Genomic DNA, 25633 nt, shown 5'->3' on the forward strand with positions numbered 1-25633 from the left:
TTTCCTGGAGACCGACGCCAGCCCATCGGCCGGTACGGCGGCGGGCTGAGGGGGAAAGAGTGCCCTGGTCAGGGCCGTCGATCGGACGTCGCGTCCTCCGCGGCGGCGTCGGCCGCGTCGGCGGACGTGTTGTCGAAGCCTTGGCGGGTCATCACGCCCCAATCGGTCTTCGTCCGGCGTACGGCCTGGTAGACGCCTTGCACGCGCCACCAGGCCGTCAGTTGCCGGAAGCCGAAGTTCTCCAGGATCGCCGCGAGCGTGATCACGCCGAGGTCTCTCCAGTGCCGGTAGCGGTGGAACGCGAACTCTTCGACCGCGATGGCGGTGAGGGTCACCAGGATCGCGTAGCCGTACGCGACCAGCAGCAACTGCAGGGCGAAGCCGGGGTCGATGACGCCGAGCAGAAGACCGATCGGCACGACCACGATCCCGAGGAGTTCCACCAGCGGAGCGATCGCCTCGAACAGCAGGAAGTACGGAAGCGCCACGGTGCCGATCCGGCCGTAGCGGGGGTTGCCGATCATCGTCACGTACTTGACGAGGATGTCGATCAGGCCGCGCTGCCAGCGGCGTCGCTGCCGACCAAGCACGGCGCGGGTGCTGGGGACCTCGGTCCAGGACACCGGCTCGCCGACGAAGCTGATCCGGTAGGGCTTCTTCTCCCGGCGGAGTTGCCGGTGCAGACGAACCACGAGTTCGGCGTCCTCGCCGATGCTGTCGGCGTCCAGCCCGCCGACGGCCACGACGACGTCTCGGCGGAAGAGACCGAAGGCGCCGGAGATGACCAGCAAGCCGTCGACCTTCGACCAGCCGGTGCGGCCGAGCAGGAACGCGCGGAGGTACTCGGCGATCTGGATGCGCGGCAGCCAGGCGCGGGGAGTGCGCACCTCGGTGATGCGGCCGGCGCGGACCGTGCAGCCGTTGACCACCCGGATCACTCCGCCGGTCGCGACGGCGCGGAGCGGATCGTCGGAGAACGGCTGCGCCACGGCGAGGAGTGCGTCGGGATCGAGGATCGAATCGGCGTCGACCATGCACACCAGCGGGTGCCGCGCGGCGTTGATGGCGGTGTTGAGTGCGTCGGCGCGTCCGCCGTTGACCTTGTGGATGACGGTCAGCGCGGGAGAGCCCGCCCGTGGGGTGTAGCTGGCGAGGATCGGCGACCGGGTCGGGACGTCGTCGGGGATGACCTGGACGGTGGGGACGAGGTCGAAGGCCTCGATCAGCCGGGCCAGCGTCTGGTCGGTGGAGCCGTCGACGATCACGACGACCTCGAAGACCGGGTAGCGCAGCGCGAGCATCGCCTGCACCGCCGAGACGATGTTGAGCTCCTCGTTGTAGGCGGGCACGAGGATCGACACCGGCGCGGTGAGCGGGCTGACGTAGGTCTCTTCGCGTCCGTCGTAGGCCTGTCGCCGGAGGTACTGGGTGAACTCGACGGCAGCGATCACGATCAGGATGAGGTAGCTGGTGTTGATCGCCAGGAAGTACCAGAAGACGACGTCCCCGATCGCCTCCAACAGGGCCACCACGGCGCCGCGGACGGTGTCCGGCTCCGGTAGGAACGTGCTCATTCCGGCTCGGCTCGCCGGGCGGCGACCAGCGCCGCCGCGGCGTAACACGCCGCGGTGGTGACGGTGCGGCCGTCCGGGTCCGCGATCGTCCGGAGTTCGGTGGCGACCGCCCCGCCGGGGAGCTCGTCGTCGGGTAGCCCGGTGCAGGTCCGGCCGGGCACCCGACCCGGCCGGGACAGCCGCAGCACCTCGGTCAGCGCCTCGACACCCGGCTTCCCGAGTTGCACCAGCGAATTCGCGGCCGCGAGGGCCACCGCGTGCTCCTGCTCGTAGAGCAACCCCACCAGGGCCCGCACCGCCCGATCGGAGCCGAGCTCGCCGAGCGCTCTGGCGGCTGCCGCCCGGATCAGCGGGTCCTCCGTCGAGCCGATCGCGCTCAGCAGGGCACCGACGGCCGTCGGGTGACCGATCCCGCCGAGCGCTTTCACGGCCCTGAGACGGACGTCGAGGGAGGGATCCTCGGCCAGCGTGGCGATCAACGGGTGGGTGGCCGAGACCGCGCGGAGCAGTCCGAGGACCTCGGCCACCGCAGCCCGCACCGCTTCACTGCGGTCCTGCAGGGCGGGCACGAGGTGGGGCGCCACGCCGGGTCCCAGGCGAAGCAGCGCCTGGATGACGCTCTGCGCGGGCACCGGCCGGGAGCCGTCCAGCGTGTCGATCAGCGCGGGCGCCACCGTGGGGTCGCCGATGCGGCCCAGCGCACGGACCGCGACGCGCCGGACGTCTGCAGCGCGGTCGTGCAGACACGCACGCAGTGGGGCCGTCGACGACTCCGCTCCGAGTAGTCCCAGCGTCTCGGCGGCGAGCGCGCGTCGGACCGCTCCCCGCGCGGTGATGCCCCGCAGCGCGCGGTCGGCGGCGCCGTGCAGCTCGAGCAGTTCGGTCAGCGTGCCGCGCGCATCACCGCGCACCTTGCCGAGGACTCTGACGACCAGCGGCTCGATCGCGGCCCAGGTGTCCGGGGGAGCGGTGGCCAGCGTGCGGTACGCCTCGCCGTCGTCGTCGGCATCCGCGGCCAGCGTCAGCACCAGCGGGCGGACCGGGCGCTCCAGCGCCTCGCGGCGGCGGGTGGTGACGCCGACCTGCAGCCGGCGTGCCGCCGTGAGCACGACCAGCATCGCGCACGTCGCCAGCACCGCGAGCAAGGTCCAGCCGAGGACGGCGGACTGTGCGAGCACGTCCGTCACGCCGGTCTGCTCCCCTGCTCGTGCGCGGCTGGCACTTCCTGGTGACCTATCGACCGGCCAGGGCCGCAGATGAGTGGGACGGAAGAACCTCGGACAAATGTCCAAGGTTCGGCTACCGTGAGCGATCCGCATTCTTGGAAGGACGTCATGACCACCACCTCCGCGCCGACGATCGCGACGATCGGCGTCCACGTTCTCGACACGCACGTCCTCGGCATCGAGTCGATCCCCACTGGCTCCGACGGCCAGTTGGTCGACACGATCCGGTCCTCACCGGCCGGTACGGCCGGCGGTACCGCGGTCGTGCTGAGCCGCCTCGGAGCGGCCGTGCGCTCCCAGGGAGCGGTCGGGGTCGATCCGCTCGGCGACGCGTTACTCCGCGCACTGGACCGAGAAGGCGTGGACACGTCCGGCATCGTCCGCACCGAGACCGCCCAGACCTCCGCCTCCGTCATCCCGGTGCGACCCAACGGCGACCGGCCGGCCTGGCACGTCATCGGCGCCAACGGCGCCTTCACCCTCGACGACGTCGACCGTTCCGCGCTCGACGGCTGCGTCCATCTCCACCTGGGTGGCCCGGAGTTCCTCGGTGGAGCTGCCGCGGGCGAACTGCTCGCCCACGCGAAGGCGATCGGACTGTCCACCTCCGTGGACCTGCTCGCGCCCGGCGACCCCGGGATGCTCGAGTGGATCGCGCAGGCGTTGCCGCACACCGACTACCTGCTGCCCAACGACGAACAGGTTCTGGGCTTCACCGGGGCCGGCGATCTCGTGTCGGGCGCCCGTGCCCTGGTCGAGGCCGGCGTCGGCTGCGTTGCGGCCACCCGGGGCAAGAACGGTGCCCTGGTCGTGACCCGGGAGGACGTCCTCGAGGTGCCGGCTTTCCGGATCGGCGTCGTCGACACCACCGGCTGCGGTGACGCCTTCTCGGCCGGGTTCGTCCTCGGCCGCGCCCTCGGCAGGTCTCTGGGTGAGTCCGCCCGGCTGGGGTGCGCCACGGCCGCGCAGGTCGCCCAGGGCGTCGGCACCGACGCCGGCGCGTACGACCTCGCCTCCGTCGACGGGTTCGCCGCCACGACGCCTACCTGGTGACCGTGCTCGGCGGATCGGTTCTGCCGAGGGCTCGATTACTGTGCTGAGGCGTGACGAGACCTCGGTCGCACTACAGCAGAGGCGAGTTGCGCAAGGCGCGGGTCCTCGACGCCGCCGTCGAGGTGATCGCCGACCACGGGCTGGAGGGCGTCACGCACCGCGCGATCGCCAAGGCGGCGGACGTACCGCTCTCCACGACCTCGTACTTCTTCTCCTCGCTCGACGAGCTCATCGGCGCCGCGGTGACGCGCATCGCCGACGGCATCCTGCAGGCCGCCGAGTCTCTCGTCGCCGACGCGTCGACCCTGCGGCGGGCCGACGCCTCGATAGACGACTACGTCGACCGCCTGGTCGACGTAGTCACCGCGCCACCCGGGCGTCAGCTGCTGGTGCAGTTCGAGGCCTACCTCGGGACCACGCGTCGGCCCGACTTGATCGAGCCCGTGCAACGCATCGTGGACGCCTATGAACGCGCAGCCGCGACCGTGCTGCACTCGCTCGGCGCTTCGGAGCCGGAGAAGGCCGCACGTCATCTCGTCGCGGTTCTCGACGGCTTCGCGCTGCAGCGCATCGCTCATCCGCGCCCCGACGACCGCGAGATGCTCCGGGACGCGGTCCGACTCGTCGCCCGGGGGCATCTGGGCGGCGCCGAGCCGGCGGACCCTCCGTCGCGGAGCGCCTGCTCGTAGGGTGTCGATTGGAGTCAGCTAATCGAGGAGGACCTCGTGGAGATCCGGGCGCTCGGCCGCGGGCTGCGAGTGTCGGCGCTCGGCCTGGGGTGTATGGGCATGAGCCAGAGCTACGGCCCCAACCCCGGCGACCGCGACGAGATGATCGCTGTCCTCCGCGGTGCCGTCGAGCGCGGCATCACGTTCTTCGACACCGCCGAGTCCTACGGGCCTTACGTCAACGAGGAACTCGTCGGCGAGGCGCTGTCGCCGCTTCGCGACCAGGTCGTGATCGCGACCAAGTTCGGCTGGGACATCCGCGACGGCGCCGTCGTGGGCCTGGACAGCCGGCCCGAGCAGATCCGCCGGGTCGCCGACGCCTCGCTGCAGCGGCTCCGTACCGACCGGATCGACCTCTTCTACCAGCACCGGGTCGATCCGTCGGTGCCGATCGAGGACGTCGCCGGAACGGTGTCCGAACTGATCGCCGAGGGCAAGGTGGCGCACTTCGGGCTGTCCGAGGCCGGTGCCGCGACGATCCGCCGCGCGCACGCGGTCCAGCCGGTCACCGCGCTGCAGAGCGAGTACTCGCTGTGGACGCGCGACATCGAGGCCGAGATCCTGCCCACGCTCGACGAACTCGGCGTCGGCCTGGTGCCGTTCAGCCCGCTGGGCAAGGGCTTCCTCACCGGCACGGTCAGCACCAGTACCGAGTTCACGGCGGGTGACATCCGCGCCACGATCCCGCGGTTCACCGAGGAGAACCGCGCGGCGAACCAGGCGCTGCTGGACCTCGTCACCCAGATCGCCCAGGCCCACGAGGCAACGCCGGCGCAGGTGGCCCTCGCCTGGCTGCTCGCCCAGCGTCCGTCGGTCGTGCCGATTCCCGGCACGCGGCGGCTGCACCGTCTGGACGAGAACATCGGTGCGACGCGGCTCGAGTTGTCCACGCACGACCTCGTCGCTCTGGGCGAGGCCGCCACCCGCCTCGGCGTCGCGGGTGCCCGCTACAACGAGGCCATGCAGAAGCTGACCGGGCTCTGACGGCCGGCTGGTCCAGCCGGCGGCGGTCGTGCACCGCCGGGCCAGGTCAGAGGAGGTAGCAGACCCCGCTCTCTTCGATCGCGGCGAGGTCGGCAGGGGTGATTCCCCGACCGGTGAAGCGCTCGACGGCGACCAGGCTCCTCTCGGTGCTGTCGACCGGCTCGGCGAAGTCCAGACCGGCCATGGCCTCCGCGACCCGCGGATCGGTCGGCGACTCCTCCCAGAACTCGGATGCGGCGAGGATCTCGCCCCGCTCGGCGAACGAGAGCCGGGTGACCGCGTTGACGTTCCAGTACATGCTGGCGGCCCGCCCGCGGGCTGAGGCGGCGCGGAGAACCTCTACTCCCGATCCGCGGTAGCCGTTGAACTCCACGGCGAGCACCGCATCTCCGGTGTCGCGCACGAACACGCCCTCCTGGGTGGCTATGAACCCAGGGTCGTGAACCTCCTCGAAGGCCAGGGGGTCGGCGCCGAACGCGCGCAGCACCTCCTCGATGCTCGCGCCCGTGACGACGGTGACCGTCGCGGCCGTCGCCAGCGAACTGCGCTGGATCCATCGGTACGCGCGTTCGGGCCGCGGAGGCGCGGCGGGGAGCGGCTCGCCGCGAAGCCCATGGCCGAGCCGGTCGGTCCGCCGGTGCACGATCTCCGGTGCGGCGGGTGCCGACCAGACCAGCAGCGAGTAGTTCTCGTAGTCGGCATCCTCGTCGTCGCGGCCCCGCGCGTGCACGCGCAGCCGGTAGTCACCGGGCCAGGGTGGGGTCTGCCGCTGCAACGGAGGAGCGATCGCGCCGTCCGGTCCCACCACGGACGCCCGACCCTCGAGCGCCCGCCAGCTGACCTCGACGATCTCTTCCCAGCCGTCCTCCACCTCCCTAGGCGGGTCGGCCCGTATCTCGAGACGGACGTTCACCGCGCCGGTGTCCGCGCCCGTGCGGACGACGGCGCCACCGTCAACGGTGGTCACCAACCCGTTCGCGGTCCAGTCGACCGGGCCGGGAACGGCCCGGGTGGCTACGGCCTCGTCGAGCAATCCGAAGTGGTGCCCGGTCAGGCGCACCGATCCGTACCCCTGGCGCGGCAGCCGGTACTCGGCCCGGATGCGGGCCATCAGCGCGGCTCGGTACGTCGGTGGCATCTCCGCCTGCCGTAGGAGGACCGCTGCAGTGCCCAGTCCCAGCCCGACGACGGCCGCCGCGCGATCGACGAGGTCCGGTACCTCGATCTGGTCCACGACCGCACCGGCGGTCGCGACGCCCAGCGTCAGGTATGCCGTGCCGTGGCGGGCGGCGACGGCGGGCTCGTCGGCGTCGTCGGCGGTCAGGGTCAACAGCGGCCCGACGAGCCGGTGTTCCGCGAGCCGCCGCGCCGACGCGACGACCAGCTCGGCGACGCCGGGGTGCAACCTCTCCAGCAGGCGAGCGGCGGACATCGCCACGCTGTCGCTCCCATCCGACAGGAACGCGAAACGACCCTCGGGCGGTGGTGCCAGGCTCGCCGTGATCTCCGGCAACTCGGCGCGCTCCTCCGCCCCGACGACCAGTTCGAGCGCGCCGAGGAGCCGCTCGGTGAGAAGCGGCCGGGCCTCCCGGAGCGCGGCGAGCGACGACTCCGCTGACTCCGGTTCCCCGAGCTCCACCGAGCGCTGTCCGTACTGCCCGACGGGCACCCCCGCTGGCGGGCCCGAAGGCCGGGGCAACCGCCGTGAGGCCGGGGTCGGCCGCGGTCCAGGGGTTGGGGTCGGCCGCGCCGAGACCGTCGGCCCGCCGGAGACGCCGGGAGGCGTACGGCCGGCCCGGCGGCCGCGGGCGAGAATCCGGTCGGGGACCGACCGCCTCCGCACGTCCGGAGCGAAGTCCGCGGCGTCCTCCGGCGCGCCCCACCGGCCCAGCTCAGCGGCTGGTGCCGCTGGGATCCGATCGGCCAGCGACGCCATCCGGGACGCCACGACCCCGGCCAGTCGCTCGATCGCGTCGTCGGACACCTGGACCATCCCCGCACCGCCTGACCACATTGGACTGAGGTGGCGAGGGTACCGGCCCGGCCGGACGCTGGTGGCAGCGCCCGGCTCGCCGGAACGGCGCCGTCAGCGCGGGTCCGTGGTCCCCTCGGCTGTGCCCTCGGCCGTACCGGCCTCGGAAGCCTTTGCGGGCTCGGCCGCCTTGCCGGCCTCGGCTGCCTTGCCGGCCTCGGCTGCCTTGCTCGGCTCGGCGGTCGTGCCTGGCGCGGCCGCCTCGTCGGCCTTCTCGGCCTTGTGAGCCTTGGCGGCCTTGCGCCGGTGGACCGTCAGGCTCATCACGAGGACGATGAGCGCGCCGACGATCAGTCCGAGGATCGCGCTGGCCACGGTGTTGAGGAGCCAACCGACGAGACCGCCGAGAGCGCCGGTGGCGTCGTGCGCTGCTTCCTCCGCGTGGTGCACCGTCTCGTACAGGAAGTGGAGGCCGAGCTCGTCCGAGCCGACCAGCAGGATGTGCCCACCCACCCACAGCATCGCGGCCGTGCCGATCACCGTCAGCGCGGTCAGCACCAGCGGCATCGCCTTCACCAGACCGCGGCCGAAGGAGGCGATGGCTCCGGACGACTGCGAGAGGCGGAGCCCGGCGTCGTCCATCTTCACGATCAGCGCGACCGCGCCGTACACGACGACGGTCATGACGAGCGCGACGACGGCCAAGATCGCCAGGCGTGACCAGAACGGCTCGTCGACCACCTCGTTCAGCGTGATGACCATGATCTCCGCCGAGAGGATCAGGTCGGTGCGCACCGCGCCGGAGACGAGCGTCTTCTCGTCCTTGGCGTCGTCCTCGCCGTGGGCGTCGTGATGGGCGATCTTGGCCCACACCTTCTCCGCGCCCTCGTAACACAGGTAGGCGCCGCCGAGCATGAGGATCGGGGTGAGGAGTCCGGGCAGGAACTGGCTGAGGAGCAGCACCGCCGGAAGGATGATGAGGAACTTGTTGCGCAGCGACCCCAGGGCGATGCGCTTGATGATCGGCAGTTCGCGTTCGGCGGCGATGCTCCGTACGTACTGCGGCGTGACGGCCGCGTCGTCGATGACGACGCCCGCAGCCTTGGCACCCGCTTTCGCTGCGGCCACTCCGATGTCATCGACCGAGGCGGCGGCTGCGCGAGCCAGCACCGCGACGTCATCCAACAGGGCGACAAGTCCACCGGCCACAGGGTGATCCTTCCAGGGCTTGAGCAGCGTCCGTGCAGGTCATTCTCGCAAGGGCTACTCAACCGCGGATCACAGGTCCGATTTCCACCCAGCTGGCTGGTTGACCTGGGCGCTCAGCGCGTCGGTTGACGTTCCTCTGTTCCGCTCTCGGCGCGGCCACGGGTGATCGCGAAGCCGAAGGCCGTTGCGAGGATGTACATGAGGACCGAGTAGACGGCGGCGGGGACCGCCACCTCGGTGTTGTCCAGGACGCTGAGCGCGATGGTCAGGGCGATCGTGGTGTTGTGGATTCCGATCTCCATGGCGCAGGCGATCGCCTGGGGTTCGTTCAGACGCAGCAGCTTGGCCCCGATGTAGCCCACGCTGAGACTGATCAGGCAGAAGATTCCGGTGACCAGCCCGACCTGCTGGAGATAGTCGGTGAGGTTCTCCCGCTCGCCCAGCAGTGCTCCCACCGACACCAGGACCAGGACGACGATGGAGAAGATCCGGACCGGTCGATCCGCTCGCGCGGCGAAAGCGGCAGAGCGGCGCCGCACCAGCATGCCGACCGCGACCGGGACCAGGACGATCGCGATGACCTGTAAGACCTTGCCGAACTGCAGGCCCAGATCACCTTCGGTGTCGAAGTGGTGAATGGCCAGGTTGGTGATGATCGGGATGGTGAACGCGGCCAGCACCGAGTTGATGGCGGTCAGCGTGATGTTCAGCGCCACGTCGCCACGGAAGAGGTGGCTGAACAGGTTGGCCGTGGTGCCGCCGGGGGACGCGGCCAGCAGCATCACGCCCACCGCCAGGAGCGGATCCACCCCGAAGGCGGTGACCAGGCCGAACGCCACGGCTGGCAGGACCAGGATCTGGAGGACCAAGGCGACGACGACCGCCTTGGGGGAGCGCGCGACCCGGCGGAAGTCGCCGGTCGTGAGCGAGAGACCCAGCCCGAACATGATGATCGCGAGTGCGATCGGCAGCCCGGTGGTGATCAATGCGGAGTCGTTCATCGGCCGCGCGGTCCTCTCGGTCCTTCGCCTACCCAGTGACGGATGCACAGCTAAGCACCGAGTGGTGCTTTCTCACAGTCAAGTGCGGCCGGTTGGCTCAAATGCTGAATCCTGCTGAACTGGGGTTGTGACATCTCACATCGCTGGTCGATCCACGAGCCTCGACCGGGCCGCTCAGGCCCTTCTCGCGGAGGCCGACGCTCTCGCTCGGCGCATCGTCGCCCAGCTGGTGCACGAACTGCCGGCCTATGCACGCCTGCCTCGGGAGCAGCTGGACGGCGACGTCCTGACGATCACCGCGGACGGCGTACGGACCTTCGCGCGGCTCCTCCGGAGTCGCGCCGACCGGCGGCTCCCCGCGGACTACCTGGCCGCCCTGTCGAGTTCCGCGGCGCAGCGAGCCGAAGAGCAGATCCCGATGTCCGACGTCATGCGCGCCTACTTCGTGGGCGCCCAGCTCTCGCTCGAGCATCTCGACATGGCCCTCGGGCCGGACGTGCACACCCAGATGGTCGAGCTGATCCGGCGCACGTTCGACTACCTGCAGGAGGTGACCGCCGGCGTGGCCGACGGTTACGCCCGCGAACGTCGGCTGACGCTGGGGGAGACGCTCTCCGCGCGTCTCCAGCTCGGCAACGCGCTGGTCGAAGGCGCCCCCGACGACGCCGTCGCGGAGGCGGCACTACTGGCCGGCGTCGAGGTCGCACCCGCGTACACCGTGGTCGCGCTCCGGGTCAGCGAAGACCGCCCCGGCCCGGCCGACGCCCCGGCCCGCAGAACGTCCGAATCGACCAACGCCGAAGTGATCCGCGCTCGACTGGTCCGCGAGGTCCGGTCGCATCTGCTCGGCAGCCTCGACCACGACGTGTTGTGGTTGCCCAACTATCGCGACGCCTTGATCCTCATCCCCTTCGACCCGGCCGAGCGTCGCACCGGGCTCCGGCCCCGCGACTTCGATCGGGTCAGCGCGGGGCTCACCACACCGGTCTCGGCGGGCATCGCCACCGGGGCCAGCGCGGCCTCGGGGGTCTCGGTCGCCGCGCGCACCGCCATCGAGGTCCGCGATCTGGTGGAGCGGCTCCGACGCAAGCCCGGCTGTTACGAACTCGCCGACGTCGCGCTCGAGTACCAGATGTCACGACCGGGACCCGGGCAGCGTGCGCTGGCCGACCTGGTCTCGCCGTTGACCGGTGAGCGGGATCTGCGTGCCACCCTGCAGATCTTCATCGACGAGAACCGCCATCGAACGCGTACCGCGCGCCGCCTCGGCGTCCATCCGAACACGGTGGACAACCGGCTGCGCAGGATCGCGAGCCTGACCGGCCTCGACCCGACCCGTCCGCACGACATGACCAGGCTCGAAGCGGCCATGGCGGCGGCCCTCCTCGGATCGTGAACCGCCGACGCTCGTGAACCGACGACGCTCGTAGCGGTCACCGCGTCCGGTGACCGTCGGCGCCGTCCGGCAGCGCGTGCGGGCGCAGCCCGGACAGCAGGCGCTCCAGATCGCGCCAGAGGATTTCCAGCTCGGACGCCGGGTCGGGGGCCGCGGCGATCCGGAGCGCCGCCTCGTTCATCGCCCCGGAGAGCAGTGCCGCCGTGCCCGCCGCCGAGTGCACGCGCACGTCGCCCCGGGCGGCGAGCGCCTCGATGGCGTCCTGGAGGTGGCGTGCCGAGGCGCGCGCGTCCTGCCCGTGCCAGGTCTGCCAGCCGAGCACCGCCGGGGCGTCGATCAGCAGGATGCGACGGGTGTCGTCGGTGACGCCGGCGGCCAGGAACGCCCGGCAGCCGGCGAGCAGGCCCGCCCAGGGATCGGGCTCGGCATCGGCCGCGGCGGCGACCGCGGACCCGACCCGCTGCGCCACCGCATCGGCGACGGCCTCGAACAGGCCCATCTTGCCGGCGTAGTGGTGATAGACCGCGCCGCGCGTGACGTCGGCGGCTGCGGCGACCTCCTCGAGGCCGACCGCCGCGTACCCGCGCTCGGCGAACAACGTGGTGGCGGTGGCCAGCACTCGGCGGGCCGTCGCCTCGCTCTGCTCCTTGGATGCGCGCGGCATCGCCCTTCCTTTACGTACACCGTGTATGTATTCTGCTTTACGTACACAGCGTATCTAAACGGAGGTCGTGATGGCGCCCCTGGTCGGTTGGTATCCCGTGCTGATGACGCACGACGTCGAGGGGGTCGCCGGGTTCTACCGGAAGCACTTCGGCTTCACCTCGACGTTCGAGTCGGACTGGTACGTCAGCCTCCGGCGCGAGACGTGGGAGCTGGCGGTCCTCGACGCCGACCACGCCACGATCCCGGCGACCCACCGGGGCCCGGCCGCCGGCGGGCTCCTGCTGAACGTCGAGGTCGACGACGTGGACGCCGAGTACGAGCGGTTGGTCAGCCGGGGACCGCTCGATGCCGTGCTCCCGATCCGGTCGGAGCCGTTCGGCCAGCGGCACTTCATCGTCGCGGGGCCCGACGGGGTGCTCGTGGACGTGATCACTCAGATCGAGCCGAGCGCCGAGTACGCCGCGCAGTTCGTGCCGGATCAACAGTGAATGCTGCCGCGGCACACCTGGGGATCCGCCCCAGCGGTCCGCCGTGATCGCGGACCGCCGGGCGGGGCCGGTGAACTCAGGGATGCGAACCGGAGGTGGCGAGCGCTCCGGCCAACGTCCGCACGATGGCGGCGAACGCGACCGCGTGGCCCATCGCGTTGCCGTGGAGCAGATCGCTCGCGTAGAGGTCCGGGTCGGCGCCGCGCGGATGGTGGTGGGTGTCCACGTGGATGCCGCCGACGGCGGCGGTCAGCGCTGCGGTTATCTCGTCCAGCTCGTCCATGCGGTGGGTCATCAGGCCGGTCAGCTTCGGCGTCATCAGCCCCGACCGGGGGAGGTCGAACAGACCCATGGTGACGACGAGCGCGCCGGCCGCGGCGAGCGGTCGGATCAAGCCTTCGAGGTCGCGGCGTAGTTGCCCGGGGTCGTACTCGCGGCCGAGCGCGTCGTTGCCGCCGGCGGCGACCAGTGCGATGTCGGGCCGCAGGTCGAGCGCCGCCCTGAGCTGCGTCGCCGTGATCGCGCTGGCGGTCAGCTCGCGGACCCCGAGGTTCCGGTACACGAACTCCGGACGGGTGGCGGCCAGCGCCTCGGCGAACCGATCGGCGAAGGACAGATCGCGGTAGCCGGACACCGGCTCGCGGACTCCGGCCGCGACGCTGTCACCCACCACCACCAGCCGCTGCCACGGTGCGGGCCGGAGGAGCTCCGCGGCCTCGTCCGGGTCGATGCAGTCGGGGTCGGACGCTTCGAGAATGGTCATGATGGGTCTCCTGCCGTGGCGAGCGATTGCGAGTGGACGGGCTGGGGAGCGGGGGCGGTGAGCAGCAGCGCGGCGACCGATCCCGCGAACGCGCTCGCGGCGGCGAACCAGTAGACGGCGGCGTACCCGTTCGTGTCGCTGGTGAGGATCAGGCCGAGCACCGCCACGCCCGCGGCGCCGCCCAGCTGCCGCGCGGCGATGTTCAGTCCGGTCGCGGCCGCGAACTTCTGCGGTTCGACGGCGAGCGCGGCGGCGCTGGATGCTCCGACGCTGAACGCGCCGATGCCGACGCCGAGCCCGATCCCGCCGGGGAGCCACGCGGCGAGGAAGTGCGGATCGGTCGGCAGCCAGAGCGCGAGCGCGGCACACGTCGCCCCGAGTACCAAGCCGCCGACCGCGACCAGCGTCCGCGCGGAGGGAGGTCGTCGGAGCCGGCCGATCGCGAGCCCGGCGACGGTGGACGCCACCGCGCCCGGCGTCATCGCCAGGCCGGCGCGCAGCTGCGAGTACTCCCAGACGTTCACCAGGTAGAGGACGCCGAGCAAGAGCGTTGCGTAGAGCGCGAGGCCGAGCAGCGCCGAGACGAGGTTCGCGCCGGCGTAGGCCCGGATCGACCAGAGCGAGGTGTCGATCGCCGGCCGCGGATGGCGGTGCGAGCGGCTGAGCGTCCAGTAGCCGGCGATCAGGGCACCGGCCGCGGACGCGAGCGTCCGCCAGTCCGTCCAACCCCAATCCTGGCCTTGGGAGAGGGCGAGGACCAGCAACGCCGCCGCGGCCGTGAGCAGAACCGTTCCGAGCCGGTCCGGTGCGCGTCCGGTGGCCACCGGCGCGACGCGCAGCCGCCGACCGGCGACGTAGAGCCAGACACCGATCGGGAGGTTGATGCAGAACAGCCACCGCCAGTCGAGGGTGTCGACGACGACACCGCCCAGCGCGGGCCCGATGGCGGCGGCCAGCGCGGCGGACGCCGTCCACACTCCGATCGCGGCCGGCCGCCGCGCCGGCGGGGTGTCGGCCAGCACGAACCCGAGCGAGGCCGGGATGAGGAGCGCGGCGCCGACGCCCTGCAGCGCCCGGGCGGCGAGCAGCGCCGAGTAGTGGGGCGCGGCGGCGGCGAGCAGCGACGCCAGCGTGAACGTGGCGGCGCCGGCCGCGAAGAGGCGCTGCCTGCCCAGCGAGTCGGCGAGTCCGCCTGCCGGTGCCAGGAGCGCGGCGAACAGGATCGTGTAGAGGGTGACGACCCAGGTCAGGGACGTCAGACCGACGTCGAACTCGTGCGCGATGTCGGGCACCGCGAGGTTGGTGATCATGACGTCGAGGAAGGCGAGGAACGTGGCGCCGCAGGCGAGCGCCAACGGAACTTTCGACGGAGGACCGTCGTCGGAGGAGGCCATGCCGCCGAATTTAGAGTCCGATCGTTCGGACGTCAAACGCGTACGATCGTGCGGTAAAGTGAGCCCATGACCGGACGACGAAGCGCCGTGGACGCGCTCGAGACACGCGCCGCGATTCTGCGGACGGCTGCCGACATCGCCTCGCTCGAAGGGCTCGAAGGGTTGTCGATCGGTCGGCTGGCGACCGAGCTGTCGATGAGCAAGTCCGGTGTGCTCGGGCAGTTCGGCAGTAAGGAAGAGCTGCAGCTGGAGACCGTGCGGCTGGTACTCGCGAACTTCCGGACCCGGGTCTGGGAACCCGCCCAGCATCTGGAGCGCGGACTGCCGCGTCTCCTGGGGATCTGCGACGCGTGGGCTCGTTACGAAGTGGACCCCGGCTACCCCGGCGGGTGCTGCGTGGCGACGTTCTCCTACGAGTTCGACGGTCGTCCGGGGCGGGTGCGCGACGAGCTCGCCCGTGGTGTCCGGCAGTGGCGTGCGACGCTCGTCCGGGAGATCACCACCGCGATCGAGGCCGGTGACTTGCCGGCCGACCTCCACCCGGAGCAGACCGCGTTCAGCCTGGACGCGATCGCGTCGGGGGTCGGACCGGCCCGGCTGCTGCACGGCGACGCGGAGATCGGAAGCTGGGCGGTCCAGGCCATGCGCACCGCCCTGCGCGCCTCCTGAACTCGGGGGCGCGTGCGCCGTTCGAGGCGCGCGCGGTCGGGGTACAGCGTCTGACGTGGACGCTCTCGTCTTCGGTGTGATCGCCTCCAGCGCGCTGGTGATCGGCGCGCTGGCGGGCTCGCGCATCCGCTTGCCGAAGGCGGTGCTCGCCGCGATGCTCGCCTTCGCATCCGGCGCGCTGATCACCGCCCTGGCGTTCGAATTGTTCGAGGACGCCTACGAACACGGCGGAATCTGGCGCGCTGCCGCGGGTCTGGCGGTCGGCGCGGTCGTCTTCACCGGAATCAGCGCCTGGCTCGATCGGTTGGCCGAAGGCCGGCACGAGGAGGCGCACGGCAGCGAGAAGCTCGACCCCGACGCTGCCGCCGTCGACCGGGCCCCGTCCGCGGCGTCGACCTCCGGCTCGGCCGGACTCGCGCTGCTGGCGGCCGTCACGCTGGACGGTGTGCCGGAGAACCTGGCGCTCGGGATCTCGCTGGGTGAGGGCACGGGGGGCCTGGCGCTGCTCGCTGCGATCTTCGTGTCGAACTTCCCCGAGGCGCTGGTCGGCAGCGCGTCCATGCGGGAGCAGGGGCGCTCGCAGGCGTTCATTCTCGGGACCTGGCTCGGGTGCGCGGCGCTGCTGACCCTCGCGGTCGTGGTCGGCGCCGGGCCGTTGTCGAACACGTCACCGGAGACGATCTCGCTGCCGCTGGCCTTTGCCGCCGGAGCGGTTCTCGCCTCGCTGGCCGACACGTTGATGCCGGAGGCGTACGCGAAGGGCGGGCCCACCGTCGCGCTGAGTACGACCGCCGGTTTCATCCTGTCTTTCGTGCTCTCGACCATTTAGCACACTTCGCGCCCCCGGCGGCGGGCCGTCTGTTGGATCTTCACTAAGCGACAAGTCGTGATTACTCTGCGTGGATCGGCGGGTAGTAGGCGCACGAGCGTGACGAGTCCCCACCCCCGACCGTAGGAGTCCTCATGAGCCAACCGTCGTCCAGACCCGCGACCGAGTCGCTATCGACCGGCGAACTCGTCACTCGCCTCACCGCCCAGATGTCCACTCTGGTGCGCGACGAGCTGGCCCTCGCCCGTGCCGAGCTGACCGAAAAGGGCAAGAAGGCCGGCAAGGGTGCCGGCCTGCTCGGCGGCGCGGGCGTCCTCGCGTTCTACGGCGTAGCCGCCCTGCTCACCGCCGTGATCGCCGCGCTCGCGCTGGCACTGCCGGTGTGGGCCGCAGCGCTCATCGTCGCCGTCGTCCTCTTCCTGGTGGCCGGTGTCGTCGCGCTGCTCGGGAAGAAGAACCTGGCGAAGGCCGGGCCGCCAGTGCCGACCGAAGCCGTCGAGGGCGTCAAACGTGACGTCCGAACCGTAAAGGAGCACGCACAGCGATGAGTCCTACCCACCGTCCCCCATCGACGGACAATCCCGACGTACTGCGAGCCGAGATCTCCGAAACACGCGCTGACCTCGGCGACACCGTCGACGCGCTGGCCGCCAAGACCGACCTCCGCGGCCGGGCCAAGTCCCGGCTGGCCGAGCGTCGGCAAGCGGCGACGGCCGCCGCCGGTCGGGTCACCACGCAGATCCGCGCGAAAGCCGCCCCCGCCGCAGGGCAGGCCCGCGGTTACGCACTGACCGCCCGCGAGAAGGTCTCCGCCACCAGCCCGCGTACCCGCGGCTCCGCCAGAGCCGCCGCCGGTGCGGCAGTCCTGGCGACGCTGATCCTCCTCGGCCTCCGCCGTCGGCGCCGCCGCGCCGCCGCGCCGTGGTACCGGCGACTGCCGGGCCGCTGACCTACCGGAACGTTCCGGCCGGCCCGGCGAGCGATCGCCAGGCCGGCGTTCCGGTCGGATCGGTCAGCGCACCAGGCGGAAGAACGCGCGCACGTCGTTCACCAGCAGGTCGGGGACTTCCAGGGCGGGGAAGTGGCCGCCGCGCCGGTGCTCCGCCCAGTAGCGGATGTCCGGATAGCGCCGTTCGGCCCAGCGGCGGGACGGGCGCGGCACCTCGGCGGGGAAGATCGAGGCGCCGACCGGCACCTGAACCGGGTCCGTGGCGGCTCCGGTGATCCAGCCCGAGACCCGCTCGATGCTCTCGGCGTACAGGCGGGCCGACGACGCGGCCGAGCCGGTGAGCCAGTACAGCGTCACCTGGTCGAGGACCTGGTCCCTGGACAGGCCGTCGAATCCGGCCGAAGAGGTGTCGGTCCAGGTCAGCAGCTTCTCACCCAGCCAGGCGCAGAGGCCGGCGGGAGAGTCGACGAGGGCGTAACCCAGGGTCTGAGGCGCGGTGCGGTGCACCTCTGAGTAGGCCGAGGCGGATCGTCCGCGCTCGTGCAGCCGCGCCAGCGCGTCGCGCTCGTCGTCGGTGAGTTGATCGGACGGGTCCGGACCCGCGAGCGGTGGGACGAGATGGACACCGGCCACGTGCTCGGCGTCGAGCGTGCCGAGCAGGCTGGAGACGCTGGTGCCCCAGTCACTCCCGGCCGCACCGTACCGGGAGTACCCGAGCCCGGCCATCAGCGTCGCCCACGCGCCGGCGATCCGCTCGACTCCCCAGCCGGGCTCGGTGGGCTTGCCGCTGAAGCCGTAGCCGGGAAGCGACGGGATCACCACGTCGAACGCATCCTGGGCGGTGCCGCCGTAGCGCACCGGATCGGTGAGCGGGCCGACGAGCCCGGCCAGTTCCAGCACCGATCCCGGCCAGCCGTGGGTGAGCACCAGCGGGAACGCTCCCGGATGCGGGGAGCGTGCGTGCAGCACGTGCAGGTCGACGCCGTCCACCCGGACCAGGTACTGCGGCACCGCGTTGAGCCGCGCTTCGGTGACCCGCCAGTCGTAGCCGTCGGCCCAGTAGCGGCACAGGTCCGCGAGGGCGGGCAGGGGCACGCCCTGAGCCCACCCGGCCACCGGCGCGGTCTCCGGCCAGCGCGTGCGCGCGAGCCGGGTGCGCAGGTCGGCCAGGTCGGACTCCGGCACGCTCACTCGGTAGGGCGAGAGCTCGAGAACCATCGGTACTCCGGGAATGTCGTCAGAGGTCGGACAGGAGGAGTCGGGAACGACGCCACGCTGGCCGGCGTCGCCGAAGCCCGTACCGGTGCCGCCGCGGGCGCCCGCACGGCGCTGCACCTGCTGGTGGACGTCGGCGTCGGGGGCGGTTTGGTGGTGAACGGTCGGCCGCTGACCGGCGCTTCCGGTGCTGGCGGCGAGGTCGGCCACCCGCCGTTCGGCACCCCCGGCCAGCGGTGCCCCTGCGGGGCCGCCGCCTGCTGGGACCTGGAGGTCGACGGTCGTGCGCTCGCCCGTCACCTCGCGGACGAGGCGCCCGACGACCCATACGACTACGCGCAGTCGGTGCTCGACCGTGCGGAGCGCGGAGACCCCGACGCCGCAGCGGCCGTCGCGCGGGTCGCCGCCGCGCTCGCCCGGGGCACCGCCGGACTGGCCAATCTCCACGATCCCGACATCGTGACCCTCGACGGGCTCGCCATCCCGCTCCGCGCCGCCGCGACGGACGCCTTCGACACCGCCTATACCGCCGGGCTGATGACGTTTCATCGGGACCGGCCGCCGCGCGTGATCGATGCCGCACACCGCGATCACGGCGCGCTCTCCGGAGCCGCCGCCGTCGGCCTGGATCACCTGACGTCGGAGGCGGCACTGGCCGACTGGCACGACCTCCACGCGCGCGAAGGCGGTTCGTGAGACCGGCGCGACGGCGGCGCTCAGCAGGGTGTTTGTTGGTGGACCGTCAGCTTCCAGCCGTCCTGCCTACGGACGTAGACGCTGCTGATCAAGGCGGAGTACGGCGCACTGCCGTCGCGCTGGGCGTCGGCGCGGTAAGCGACCACCGCGGTGTCCGGAGTCGGCCGGACGACCCGCCAGTCGGACAGCTCGAAGGAGGCCCAGGGCTGCCCGGACATCGACTTCAGGATGGTGTCCCGATCGTCGAGCGCGAGACCGCCCGGCAGCAGCATCAGGACCGCGTCGTCCAGAACGCGTTCGTAGAACTCGAGCGCGGCCGCGGGGCCGGAGGCCAGTGCGCGCCAGCCCTGCTCCTCGAGCGTGGTCACCTCGTCGGAACTCATCAGCTAAACCTCCCGGTGAGAGTTGGACCTGCGGTCAGCCCGAGAGCGCGCTGTTCTGCCTCCACCAGGTCGCGACCGCGTCCGTGTCGTAGTCCTGCAACTCGGCGCCGACGAGCGTGTCCCGGTCGCCCCAATTGATCCACCAACCACCGTCCGTCCAGTAGCAGGCCACGGTGCCGCGCTGGCCCCAGTCGCCGTACCCCTCGCTGCCGCCGTTGGCGCAGTAGTGCTCCGCGCCGTCCGGGTTGTCGTCGTTCATCTCCTCGAAGTGCGAGACGAAGTCCTGCTGGCTCTCGAAGCGGTAGAAGCGGACCTGCGTCCGCAGCGCACCGACCGTGTCGCAGACGATCGTGGCGTCGACGTCGGAGCCGTCGGGATCGGGCCCCGACCGGCAGGTCTGCTTGTCGATCCCTCGTCCGGGGAGCCCGCTCCACAACGCGGCCTCGTCGGACGAGAGACCGGCGGGCGGGCTTGCGGACGGCGACGCCGAGGGCGTCGGGCTCGACGACGAGCTCGGCGTGGGATCGGCGGTCGTGGCGGTGAGGTCGGAGCCCTTCCCGTCGCCGAGCGAGGTGATCGCGTACGCGGCCAGCGCGAGCAGGAGCAGCAGCACGGCACCGGCGGCGGCGAGCACGACCCGCGGCCGGCCTGGCCCGAGCAGCCGCTGCGGCCGCCCGGGCGGCGCGCCCACGGCCGGCGCGCCGACGAACGGGGGCATGGGCTCGATGCTCGTCGGACGCAGCGGTGGCCGGGGCGGGTCCGGGCCGAGGGCCAGCGCCGCGGTCGCGGCGAGCAGCGCGCCCGGCGCCCGTCCGTTCGGCGCGGCGATGGCCCGCAGCGCCTCGGCCGTCGCGTCCGCGTCCGGGCGCTGCGCCGGGTCCTTGGCCAGCAGACCGTCGATGATCGGCGCGAGCGCCCCGGCGCGGACCGGCGGGCGGTGGGGCGCCGTGGCGACGGCGAACAACCCGGAGAGCGCATCCGCGGCCTCGAACGCCTCGCCGCCCTCGACTGCGACGTAGAGCGTGGCGCCGAGCGCGAACAGGTCGGCCGGCGGACCCGCCGTGCCCTGGATCAGGCGCTCGGGCGCGATGTAGCCGGGCGTGCCGAGCAGCACACCGGCGGCGGTGCGTGCGCTGCCGCCGAGCGCCGACGCGATCGAGAAGTCGCTGAGCAGCACGGTCCCGTCCGGCTGGATCAGGACGTTCGCCGGTTTCACGTCCCGGTGCACCACGCCGGCCCGATGGGCGGCTGCCAGCGCGTCCAGGACGGTCAGCCCGAGGCGCGCGGCGATGTCGGGCGGTAACGGACCGGCGGCCGCGACGACCCGGTCGAGCGAGTGCCCGCGCACCAGGCGCATTACGATGAACGGCTGGCCGGCCTCCTCGACGACGTCGTACACCGCGACGATGTTCGGATGGTCGAGCGCACCGGCCGTGCGCGCTTCCTGCATCGCGCGGGCGACCATCGCCGCGCGCTCCGCGTCCGTGGACAGCGGCGGTACCGCCAGCGCTTTGACCGCTACCTCTCGGCCCAGCCGCTCGTCGAGGGCGCGCCAGACCACGCCCATGCCGCCCCGGCCGATCTCCGCGATCGGCCGGTAGCGGCCACCGATCAGGTGGCCCACCGCATCCATGTACTCCCCAAACGTGTCGCAACCAGGAGTCTATGAAGCGCAGGCAACCAGGAGCGACCCGGGGAACGGGCCTCGATCAGGCGAAGAGGTTCGTCAGCTCCCGCAGGGCGAGGTCGAGGTGCTCGGCGAAGGCGGCCATCCCGTCGGCCACCGCGCGCGGGGTGCTCAGGTGCACGGCGAGCCGGTCGGGCAGCAGGACGTAACCGACGCCGATGCACTGGCTGCTGGTCGAGCCGAAGCCGAAGTAGTCGATCGCGGTCGACGGCGCGGAGCTCGTGCTCAGGTAGTCGTCGCGGGAGATCAACCAGCCGGGAGAGCTGAACAGCGCCGGCTCGGGTCCACCGGCTCGGCGCTGGATCAGCTGGAGCTCCCACAGGTGCTGCTCGGGGGCATCCCCGACCTGGCACTCCTTGGCTCGCCGGACGTGGGCCGCGGCGGCGGCGAGGAAGGCGGCCTTGCGGGCTGCCTTGTCGGTGGACGAATCGTCCATCGCGGCGACGAACGACAGCACCTCGGGCGTCACCACCCGCATGGCTTCGGTGCGCCCGCGCCGGTACTGACGAGTGGCGATCGACTCGTACGTGGCGCCGGTCAGGCCCTTCGCCCGCCGGTGGGCCAGCTGATAGGCCATCTGCACGAAGGCGTCGGGGGAGACGCCCAGCGATTTGGCGCGGTTCGAGCCGAAGTCGGCGAAGGTCAGGACGTCGGTCGCGGTGGCGGCGGCGTACTCGGCGAACGACTCGGCGGCCTCGGCGATCGAGGTCCGCAGCGCGTCGTCGAGGACGAAGTCGAGGCCGGACGCGGTCGGCGTGCCCTGCGAGCGGGCGCCCGCTCGACGCGTGTGCGCCGCGGTGTCGGCGCCGAGCACGTAGTCGACGAAGCCGAGGATCGTCGTCCCGTCGAGCTCGCAGTGTTCGACGTTGATACCGGCCCGGCCGTCGGCGAAGACCACGAACGAGACGGCCTTGTCGAACCAGCGGTTCCCCGAGTCGCCGTGCAGTAGCTGGTCGGCGGCCTCCAGATCGCTGGCCGGCACGACGTCTTCGAAGTCGACGCAGAACAGTGCGCTTTCCACGTCGTCCAAAGTGTGGGGGTTGAGTTCTTGCAGTTTTTCGCGGTCGGCGGCCCACGCGGCGCGCGCCTTGGTGGTGAGGTGCCCGACCGGGTGCGGGTTGCGGGGCGGATCGGCGGCGAGCAGCGAACTCAGGGCGGCGGCGATCTCGTCGGCGGCGTAGGGCGCGCCGTCGGGTCCGAGGACGTCGAGCTTGGTGAGGTTGCCTCGGTGCAGGACCAGGATGTGCCGGGCGCGGGACGGACCGTCCCATCCCTTGCCGTACGGACCACGGACGCTGTCCTGCACCGCGCCGGGGATGCGGGTGGTGGAGAACAGGTACTTGTTCTGCTCCATCGTCTGCGGCACGCCACGCTGGACCGCCGGGGGCAGCGCCTCGGTGTCGACGTCGTGCTTGAACGCGAGCGCGCCCACGATCAGCGCGGTGGCGCGCTCGACCTGGCTCAGGGGCGCGTCCCGGAAGAGGAAGAAGAAGTTCGCGTTGAGGGCGATCCGATCGCGGCGGCCCAGGTAGCGGTAGGGCCAGAAGGTGTCGAGCCAGCTGTGGACGCCCTCGGTCGCGTCGTACTTCTCCAGGATTTCGTGCAGCGGGCGGCCGGGACCGTCGGGGGCGAGGAAGGCGGCGATCTCCGCCTCGGTCCGGGCGTACTCGTCGGCGGTCAGCAGCGGGGCGCACCACCGCAGGAACCGATCGCAGGTGTCCTCAAGGGTGGGCAGCGGGACGCGCGGCAGCAGGTCCTCGTTGCCGAACGTGCGGGTGGACCACTCGGGCACGGGCGTCTTCTCCTACTGGGATTCGGGGCGCGGGCGGGAGATGTGGAGCTGAGCGTAGAACCAGCCGTCGGCTTCCAAGCCCCGTGCGTCCAGGCCGAGTTCGGTCAGCCGGTCGAGCACGGACGCCTGCTCGTGCGCGGTGGCGAATCGGCGTTGGCGGAAGGGCTGGTCGATCCGGACGGTCTCGTAGCCGAGGTCGTCCAGGTGCCCGGCGATCGCGTCGAACGGGAACATCCGGAGGCAGAAGTGGGCCATCCAGGGTCGACGTCCCCCGGCGGCCTCGACGATCCGGAGCAGCGTCTTCTCGGTCACGTAGCCGATGCAGCCGGTGGAGATCACCAGATCCGTGCCGGCCAGCACCGCGCGTTCGACCTCGGTGGGCTCGTTGGCCTCCAGGTCGGCGACGAGCGCGTCGTCGAGGAAGCCTGCCGCCACCGCGTAGTCCAGGGCCGGCTGCGAGACGTCCAGGCCGACGAACCGGGCCTGGTCGCTGCGGTGCCGGTCGCGGACGAAACGCCGGTCGGCCTCGATCAGCTCGTCGCGGGTGCGGTGGCGGCCGACGCCGAGAGCGGCGCCGTAGCGCTCGTACAGCTGGGCCATCGTGGTGTCGCACCGCAGCAAGGCCGCGTTGACCCCGTAGGAACAGCCGAGGTCGAGGACCTTGGGCGTGCTGACGCCGTGCACCGCCCGGTACTCAGCGATCAGGCGTGCGAAGTGGGGGCGCGCGATGCCCGGGATGTTGTATTCGAGCTGCCGGAGCGTCGTGAAGTAGGAGCGGGGGTCGGGGGCGGTGTAGATGTGATCGAACGAGAACTTGCCGGTGTGGTCGTGGTCTTCCTGCGACAAGGCGTGGCCTCCCTTGCGAGGTCAGTCGAGGAGTTGATCGACGCGCACGGCGGTGGCGCGGTGCTCGGGCAGGACACGTCCGAACAGCTGCCGGGTGCGGACGGAGTTGCCGACCACGCCGGGGCGCTCGGAGTAGGAGAAGATCGCGGTGTGCCGCTGGGTTTCGCCCCGGACGGTGGTCACTCGGTGGAGCGAGTACCGGCCCCGGAACAGCTGCAGGTCGCCGGGGCGCAAGGTCAGCCGCCGGATCCGCTGGTCGTCGCGGCCTTCGAGGACGGCGCGCACGTCGGCGAAGTTCTCCGCGCTCGCCGAGCGGATGTCCGGGCAGTACTCGAAGACCCCGCCGTGTTCGGGGGCCTGGGTGAGCAGGCTGACCGCGAACTCGTTGGTGTCGAAGTGCCAGGGGTGGCCCAAGCCCGGCGCGACCACGTTGAGTACGAGTCCGGCGAGCGGATCACCCAGCTCGTGGATCTCCGGCAGGCCGAAGCAGGCGGCGAGGAACGTCCGGAACGACCGGTCGCGGTAGAGCCGGTGGATGATCGTGTCGCGCGGGATCAGGTCGCGGGCGGTGAAGGCGTTCTCGCGTCGCATCGGGATCCGCGCCGGATGGTCCGCAGGCAGGTCGGCGTCGACGTCGATGTTGTAGACGTTGACGGTCTCCATCTCGTAGTGCGCCAGCGGGGCGATCGCGGCGCCCTCGGCTCGGAGCGTCTCGTGCAGGTCCGGGCGGACGAAACCCGGAACCACGCTGCAGCCGTCGGTGGCCAGCTCGGCACGGACCTTCTCGACCACGTCGTGCCAGTGTCCACTCTGTGGTTCGGAGAAGGGATACCGTCCGATGTCGACCACGTGCTCGATGTCGGCGCCGACCGGTGCGACCATCTCACTCGCCTCCTCGGACCTCCGTCGGTCCCATGGGGAATGCGGCTAGATCTAGCACAATGGCCGCAAACGGAGGTTACTGGCGAGTAGTTGTGACTCTTCACACGGATGCTGTCGCCCTCCGTGGCGCCTCAGTGGAGTGGGAACTCCCGTCCGTGCTCCTCGGCCGGACGAGGTCCGAAGATCCACCGCTCCGACTCGTCGATCCGGACGTCGTTGATGCTGGCTTCCCGGCGTCGCATCAGGCCGTTCTCGTCGAACTCCCAGAGCTCGTTGCCGTAGCTGCGCCACCACTGGCCGGACGCGTCGCGGCACTCGTACTGGAACCGCACCGCCATGCGGTTGCCGCGGAAGCCCCAGAGGTTCTTGCGCAGTGCGTAGTCCAGCTCTCGCTCCCACTTCGCGGTGAGGAACGCGATGATCTCGGTCCGGCCGGTGACGAACGTGTCGCGGTTCCGCCAGACCGAGTCGACCGTGTAGGCGCCGGCGACCCGCTCCGGGTCGCGGGTGTTCCAGGCGTCCTCGGCGGCCTGCACCTTTTGCTGTGCGGTGGCCAGCTCGAAAGGGGGAAGCGGGAGTCGTTGCGCGGTCATGCGTCCTCCGTCTCGGGGGCGAGAACGATCGTTCTCCGCCGGGCGTTACGGTAGAGAACGATCGTTCTCACCGCAATCGCCGAGGTGACCCGTGACGGATCGAGACCAGCTGCTGGACGCGGCCGAGCAGTTGTTCTACGCGCGCGGGATCCAGGCCGTGGGCATGGACGCCATCCGGTCCGCGTCCGGCGTCCCGCTCAAGCGCATCTATCAGCTCTACGGCGGCAAGGAGGAGCTCGTCGTCGGGTTCCTGCGGCGCCGGGACCAGCGCTGGCTGGCCTCGCTCCGGCAGCACGTGGACACGCACTCCGACGCCGACGCGCGGATCCTCGCGGTGTTCGACTGGCTGCACGACTGGTTCGCCACTCCGGACTTCCGCGGCTGCGCCTGGATCAACGCCTACGGCGAGCTGGGCGCGACGAGCCCCGCGGTCGCCGACGAGGTCCGCGCTCACAAGCAGGCGTTCGCCGACAGCCTGGCCGGCCTGGTCGCGGACGCGGGTCGCCCGGCAGCCCTGGCCCGGTCCCTCTACCTCCTGGCCGAAGGGGCGATCGTCGCCGCCGCGATCCACCGGTCCCCGGACGCCGCGGCCGATGCGCGCGCGACGGCCGCCGCGCTACTGGCAACCCGCAACTGAC

At 71.5% G+C, this 25633-nt stretch carries 26 protein-coding genes; 11 read left to right on the forward strand and 15 right to left on the reverse strand.

Features of this window, described 5'->3' with window-relative positions; all coding sequences use genetic code 11:
- Positions 1-68: 68 nt before the first annotated feature.
- Complete coding sequence (locus tag ABEB28_RS05360; RefSeq protein ID WP_345726843.1) at positions 69-1574, reverse strand: glycosyltransferase family 2 protein; 1506 nt, start codon at positions 1572-1574, stop codon at positions 69-71.
- The gene (locus ABEB28_RS05365; protein WP_345726844.1) at positions 1571-2761 is read right to left on the reverse strand and encodes a HEAT repeat domain-containing protein; all 1191 of its coding nucleotides are present in this window, start codon (positions 2759-2761) and stop codon (positions 1571-1573) included. The genes ABEB28_RS05360 and ABEB28_RS05365 overlap by 4 nt, the downstream gene beginning before the upstream one ends.
- Positions 2762-2908: 147 nt before the next feature.
- Here ABEB28_RS05365 and ABEB28_RS05370 point away from each other — a divergent pair, with 147 nt between their 5' ends.
- Genes ABEB28_RS05370 through ABEB28_RS05380 form a run of 3 tightly spaced genes read left to right on the forward strand, consistent with a single transcriptional unit; the run spans position 2909 to position 5565 of the window.
- Positions 2909-3853 (forward strand): carbohydrate kinase family protein, encoded by a 945-nt coding sequence (locus ABEB28_RS05370; RefSeq protein ID WP_345726845.1) that lies wholly within the window; start codon positions 2909-2911, stop codon positions 3851-3853.
- A gap of 50 nt (positions 3854-3903) precedes the next feature.
- Positions 3904-4542, forward strand: coding sequence for a TetR/AcrR family transcriptional regulator (locus ABEB28_RS05375; RefSeq protein ID WP_345726846.1), 639 nt, complete (start codon positions 3904-3906; stop codon positions 4540-4542).
- Between the two features lie 36 nt (positions 4543-4578).
- The gene (locus tag ABEB28_RS05380) at positions 4579-5565 is read left to right on the forward strand and encodes an aldo/keto reductase (RefSeq protein WP_345726847.1); all 987 of its coding nucleotides are present in this window, start codon (positions 4579-4581) and stop codon (positions 5563-5565) included.
- 46 nt (positions 5566-5611) lie between these two features.
- Here the strand turns inward: ABEB28_RS05380 and ABEB28_RS05385 are convergent, their stop codons facing one another.
- From ABEB28_RS05385 to ABEB28_RS05395, 3 genes are all read right to left on the reverse strand, one after another.
- Positions 5612-7558 (reverse strand): DUF6461 domain-containing protein, encoded by a 1947-nt coding sequence (locus ABEB28_RS05385; protein WP_345726848.1) that lies wholly within the window; start codon positions 7556-7558, stop codon positions 5612-5614.
- A 93-nt stretch (positions 7559-7651) separates the two neighbouring features.
- Complete coding sequence (locus ABEB28_RS05390) at positions 7652-8746, reverse strand: DUF808 domain-containing protein (protein WP_345726849.1); 1095 nt, start codon at positions 8744-8746, stop codon at positions 7652-7654.
- A gap of 113 nt (positions 8747-8859) precedes the next feature.
- Positions 8860-9747, reverse strand: a complete 888-nt coding sequence (locus ABEB28_RS05395; RefSeq protein ID WP_345726850.1) for a bile acid:sodium symporter family protein — start codon at positions 9745-9747, stop codon at positions 8860-8862.
- 127 nt (positions 9748-9874) lie between these two features.
- On the opposite strand from ABEB28_RS05395, the gene ABEB28_RS05400 reads away from it, so the two are divergent.
- A complete protein-coding gene (locus tag ABEB28_RS05400) occupies positions 9875-11143 on the forward strand; it encodes a PucR family transcriptional regulator (protein ID WP_345726851.1) in 1269 nt (422 codons plus the stop codon).
- A gap of 37 nt (positions 11144-11180) precedes the next feature.
- Here the strand turns inward: ABEB28_RS05400 and ABEB28_RS05405 are convergent, their stop codons facing one another.
- Positions 11181-11807, reverse strand: coding sequence for a TetR/AcrR family transcriptional regulator (locus tag ABEB28_RS05405; RefSeq protein WP_345726852.1), 627 nt, complete (start codon positions 11805-11807; stop codon positions 11181-11183).
- Between the two features lie 70 nt (positions 11808-11877).
- Here ABEB28_RS05405 and ABEB28_RS05410 point away from each other — a divergent pair, with 70 nt between their 5' ends.
- Complete coding sequence (locus tag ABEB28_RS05410; RefSeq protein WP_345726853.1) at positions 11878-12297, forward strand: VOC family protein; 420 nt, start codon at positions 11878-11880, stop codon at positions 12295-12297.
- A gap of 76 nt (positions 12298-12373) precedes the next feature.
- On the opposite strand, the gene ABEB28_RS05415 is transcribed toward ABEB28_RS05410, so the two are convergent.
- Together ABEB28_RS05415 and ABEB28_RS05420 are read right to left on the reverse strand one after the other, a co-directional pair.
- A complete protein-coding gene (locus ABEB28_RS05415) occupies positions 12374-13060 on the reverse strand; it encodes an SGNH/GDSL hydrolase family protein (RefSeq protein WP_345726854.1) in 687 nt (228 codons plus the stop codon).
- Complete coding sequence (locus ABEB28_RS05420; protein ID WP_345726855.1) at positions 13057-14454, reverse strand: MFS transporter; 1398 nt, start codon at positions 14452-14454, stop codon at positions 13057-13059. Before ABEB28_RS05420 ends, ABEB28_RS05415 begins: the two co-directional genes overlap by 4 nt.
- 66 nt (positions 14455-14520) lie before the next feature.
- On the opposite strand from ABEB28_RS05420, the gene ABEB28_RS05425 reads away from it, so the two are divergent.
- The 4 genes from ABEB28_RS05425 (at position 14521) to ABEB28_RS05440 (ending at position 16901) form a co-directional block, all read left to right on the forward strand.
- Complete coding sequence (locus ABEB28_RS05425; RefSeq protein ID WP_345726856.1) at positions 14521-15123, forward strand: TetR/AcrR family transcriptional regulator; 603 nt, start codon at positions 14521-14523, stop codon at positions 15121-15123.
- A 55-nt stretch (positions 15124-15178) separates the two neighbouring features.
- Positions 15179-15952: a ZIP family metal transporter gene (locus ABEB28_RS05430; protein WP_345726857.1), complete on the forward strand. Its 774-nt coding sequence runs from the start codon at positions 15179-15181 to the stop codon at positions 15950-15952.
- A gap of 134 nt (positions 15953-16086) precedes the next feature.
- Complete coding sequence (locus ABEB28_RS05435; protein WP_345726858.1) at positions 16087-16500, forward strand: phage holin family protein; 414 nt, start codon at positions 16087-16089, stop codon at positions 16498-16500.
- Positions 16497-16901 (forward strand): DUF3618 domain-containing protein, encoded by a 405-nt coding sequence (locus tag ABEB28_RS05440; protein ID WP_345726859.1) that lies wholly within the window; start codon positions 16497-16499, stop codon positions 16899-16901. Before ABEB28_RS05435 ends, ABEB28_RS05440 begins: the two co-directional genes overlap by 4 nt.
- Before the next feature lie 63 nt (positions 16902-16964).
- Here the strand turns inward: ABEB28_RS05440 and ABEB28_RS05445 are convergent, their stop codons facing one another.
- Complete coding sequence (locus ABEB28_RS05445) at positions 16965-18119, reverse strand: epoxide hydrolase family protein (RefSeq protein WP_345726860.1); 1155 nt, start codon at positions 18117-18119, stop codon at positions 16965-16967.
- On the opposite strand from ABEB28_RS05445, the gene ABEB28_RS05450 reads away from it, so the two are divergent.
- Positions 18000-18812, forward strand: coding sequence for an ROK family protein (locus ABEB28_RS05450; protein WP_345727050.1), 813 nt, complete (start codon positions 18000-18002; stop codon positions 18810-18812). The genes ABEB28_RS05445 and ABEB28_RS05450 overlap by 120 nt on opposite strands.
- 20 nt (positions 18813-18832) lie before the next feature.
- Here ABEB28_RS05450 and ABEB28_RS05455 read toward each other — a convergent pair whose 3' ends face one another.
- From ABEB28_RS05455 to ABEB28_RS05480, 6 genes are all read right to left on the reverse strand, one after another.
- Positions 18833-19195: a DUF4440 domain-containing protein gene (locus ABEB28_RS05455; protein ID WP_345726861.1), complete on the reverse strand. Its 363-nt coding sequence runs from the start codon at positions 19193-19195 to the stop codon at positions 18833-18835.
- A 34-nt stretch (positions 19196-19229) separates the two neighbouring features.
- The gene (locus tag ABEB28_RS05460) at positions 19230-20828 is read right to left on the reverse strand and encodes a serine/threonine-protein kinase (RefSeq protein ID WP_345726862.1); all 1599 of its coding nucleotides are present in this window, start codon (positions 20826-20828) and stop codon (positions 19230-19232) included.
- A 76-nt stretch (positions 20829-20904) separates the two neighbouring features.
- On the reverse strand, positions 20905-22674 hold the full coding sequence (locus ABEB28_RS05465; RefSeq protein ID WP_345726863.1) for a choline/carnitine O-acyltransferase: 1770 nt from the start codon (positions 22672-22674) through the stop codon (positions 20905-20907).
- Between the two features lie 12 nt (positions 22675-22686).
- Complete coding sequence (locus ABEB28_RS05470; RefSeq protein ID WP_345726864.1) at positions 22687-23520, reverse strand: class I SAM-dependent methyltransferase; 834 nt, start codon at positions 23518-23520, stop codon at positions 22687-22689.
- Between the two features lie 21 nt (positions 23521-23541).
- Entirely contained in the window at positions 23542-24402 is an 861-nt protein-coding gene (locus ABEB28_RS05475; protein ID WP_345726865.1) for a HalD/BesD family halogenase, read from the reverse strand.
- Between the two features lie 131 nt (positions 24403-24533).
- Positions 24534-24995, reverse strand: coding sequence for a nuclear transport factor 2 family protein (locus ABEB28_RS05480; RefSeq protein WP_345726866.1), 462 nt, complete (start codon positions 24993-24995; stop codon positions 24534-24536).
- A 91-nt stretch (positions 24996-25086) separates the two neighbouring features.
- Between ABEB28_RS05480 and ABEB28_RS05485 the strand changes: the two genes are divergently transcribed.
- Positions 25087-25632, forward strand: coding sequence for a TetR/AcrR family transcriptional regulator (locus tag ABEB28_RS05485; protein WP_345726867.1), 546 nt, complete (start codon positions 25087-25089; stop codon positions 25630-25632).
- Position 25633: the final 1 nt, after the last annotated feature.

The organism is Cryptosporangium minutisporangium (genome assembly GCF_039536245.1).
GTDB lineage: Bacteria > Actinomycetota > Actinomycetes > Mycobacteriales > Cryptosporangiaceae > Cryptosporangium > Cryptosporangium minutisporangium.

Coding starts and splice junctions, on each gene's coding strand:
- ABEB28_RS05440 (WP_345726859.1), top strand. CDS start 16,497: ATGAGTCCTACCCACCGTCCCCCATCGACGGACAATCCCGACGTACTG.
- ABEB28_RS05435 (WP_345726858.1), top strand. CDS start 16,087: ATGAGCCAACCGTCGTCCAGACCCGCGACCGAGTCGCTATCGACCGGC.
- ABEB28_RS05445 (WP_345726860.1), bottom strand. CDS start 18,119: ATGGTTCTCGAGCTCTCGCCCTACCGAGTGAGCGTGCCGGAGTCCGAC.
- ABEB28_RS05460 (WP_345726862.1), bottom strand. CDS start 20,828: ATGGATGCGGTGGGCCACCTGATCGGTGGCCGCTACCGGCCGATCGCG.
- ABEB28_RS05405 (WP_345726852.1), bottom strand. CDS start 11,807: ATGCCGCGCGCATCCAAGGAGCAGAGCGAGGCGACGGCCCGCCGAGTG.
- ABEB28_RS05360 (WP_345726843.1), bottom strand. CDS start 1,574: ATGAGCACGTTCCTACCGGAGCCGGACACCGTCCGCGGCGCCGTGGTG.
- ABEB28_RS05475 (WP_345726865.1), bottom strand. CDS start 24,402: ATGGTCGCACCGGTCGGCGCCGACATCGAGCACGTGGTCGACATCGGA.
- ABEB28_RS05425 (WP_345726856.1), top strand. CDS start 14,521: ATGACCGGACGACGAAGCGCCGTGGACGCGCTCGAGACACGCGCCGCG.
- ABEB28_RS05370 (WP_345726845.1), top strand. CDS start 2,909: ATGACCACCACCTCCGCGCCGACGATCGCGACGATCGGCGTCCACGTT.
- ABEB28_RS05395 (WP_345726850.1), bottom strand. CDS start 9,747: ATGAACGACTCCGCATTGATCACCACCGGGCTGCCGATCGCACTCGCG.
- ABEB28_RS05410 (WP_345726853.1), top strand. CDS start 11,878: ATGGCGCCCCTGGTCGGTTGGTATCCCGTGCTGATGACGCACGACGTC.
- ABEB28_RS05415 (WP_345726854.1), bottom strand. CDS start 13,060: ATGACCATTCTCGAAGCGTCCGACCCCGACTGCATCGACCCGGACGAG.
- ABEB28_RS05385 (WP_345726848.1), bottom strand. CDS start 7,558: ATGGTCCAGGTGTCCGACGACGCGATCGAGCGACTGGCCGGGGTCGTG.
- ABEB28_RS05480 (WP_345726866.1), bottom strand. CDS start 24,995: ATGACCGCGCAACGACTCCCGCTTCCCCCTTTCGAGCTGGCCACCGCA.
- ABEB28_RS05455 (WP_345726861.1), bottom strand. CDS start 19,195: ATGAGTTCCGACGAGGTGACCACGCTCGAGGAGCAGGGCTGGCGCGCA.
- ABEB28_RS05420 (WP_345726855.1), bottom strand. CDS start 14,454: ATGGCCTCCTCCGACGACGGTCCTCCGTCGAAAGTTCCGTTGGCGCTC.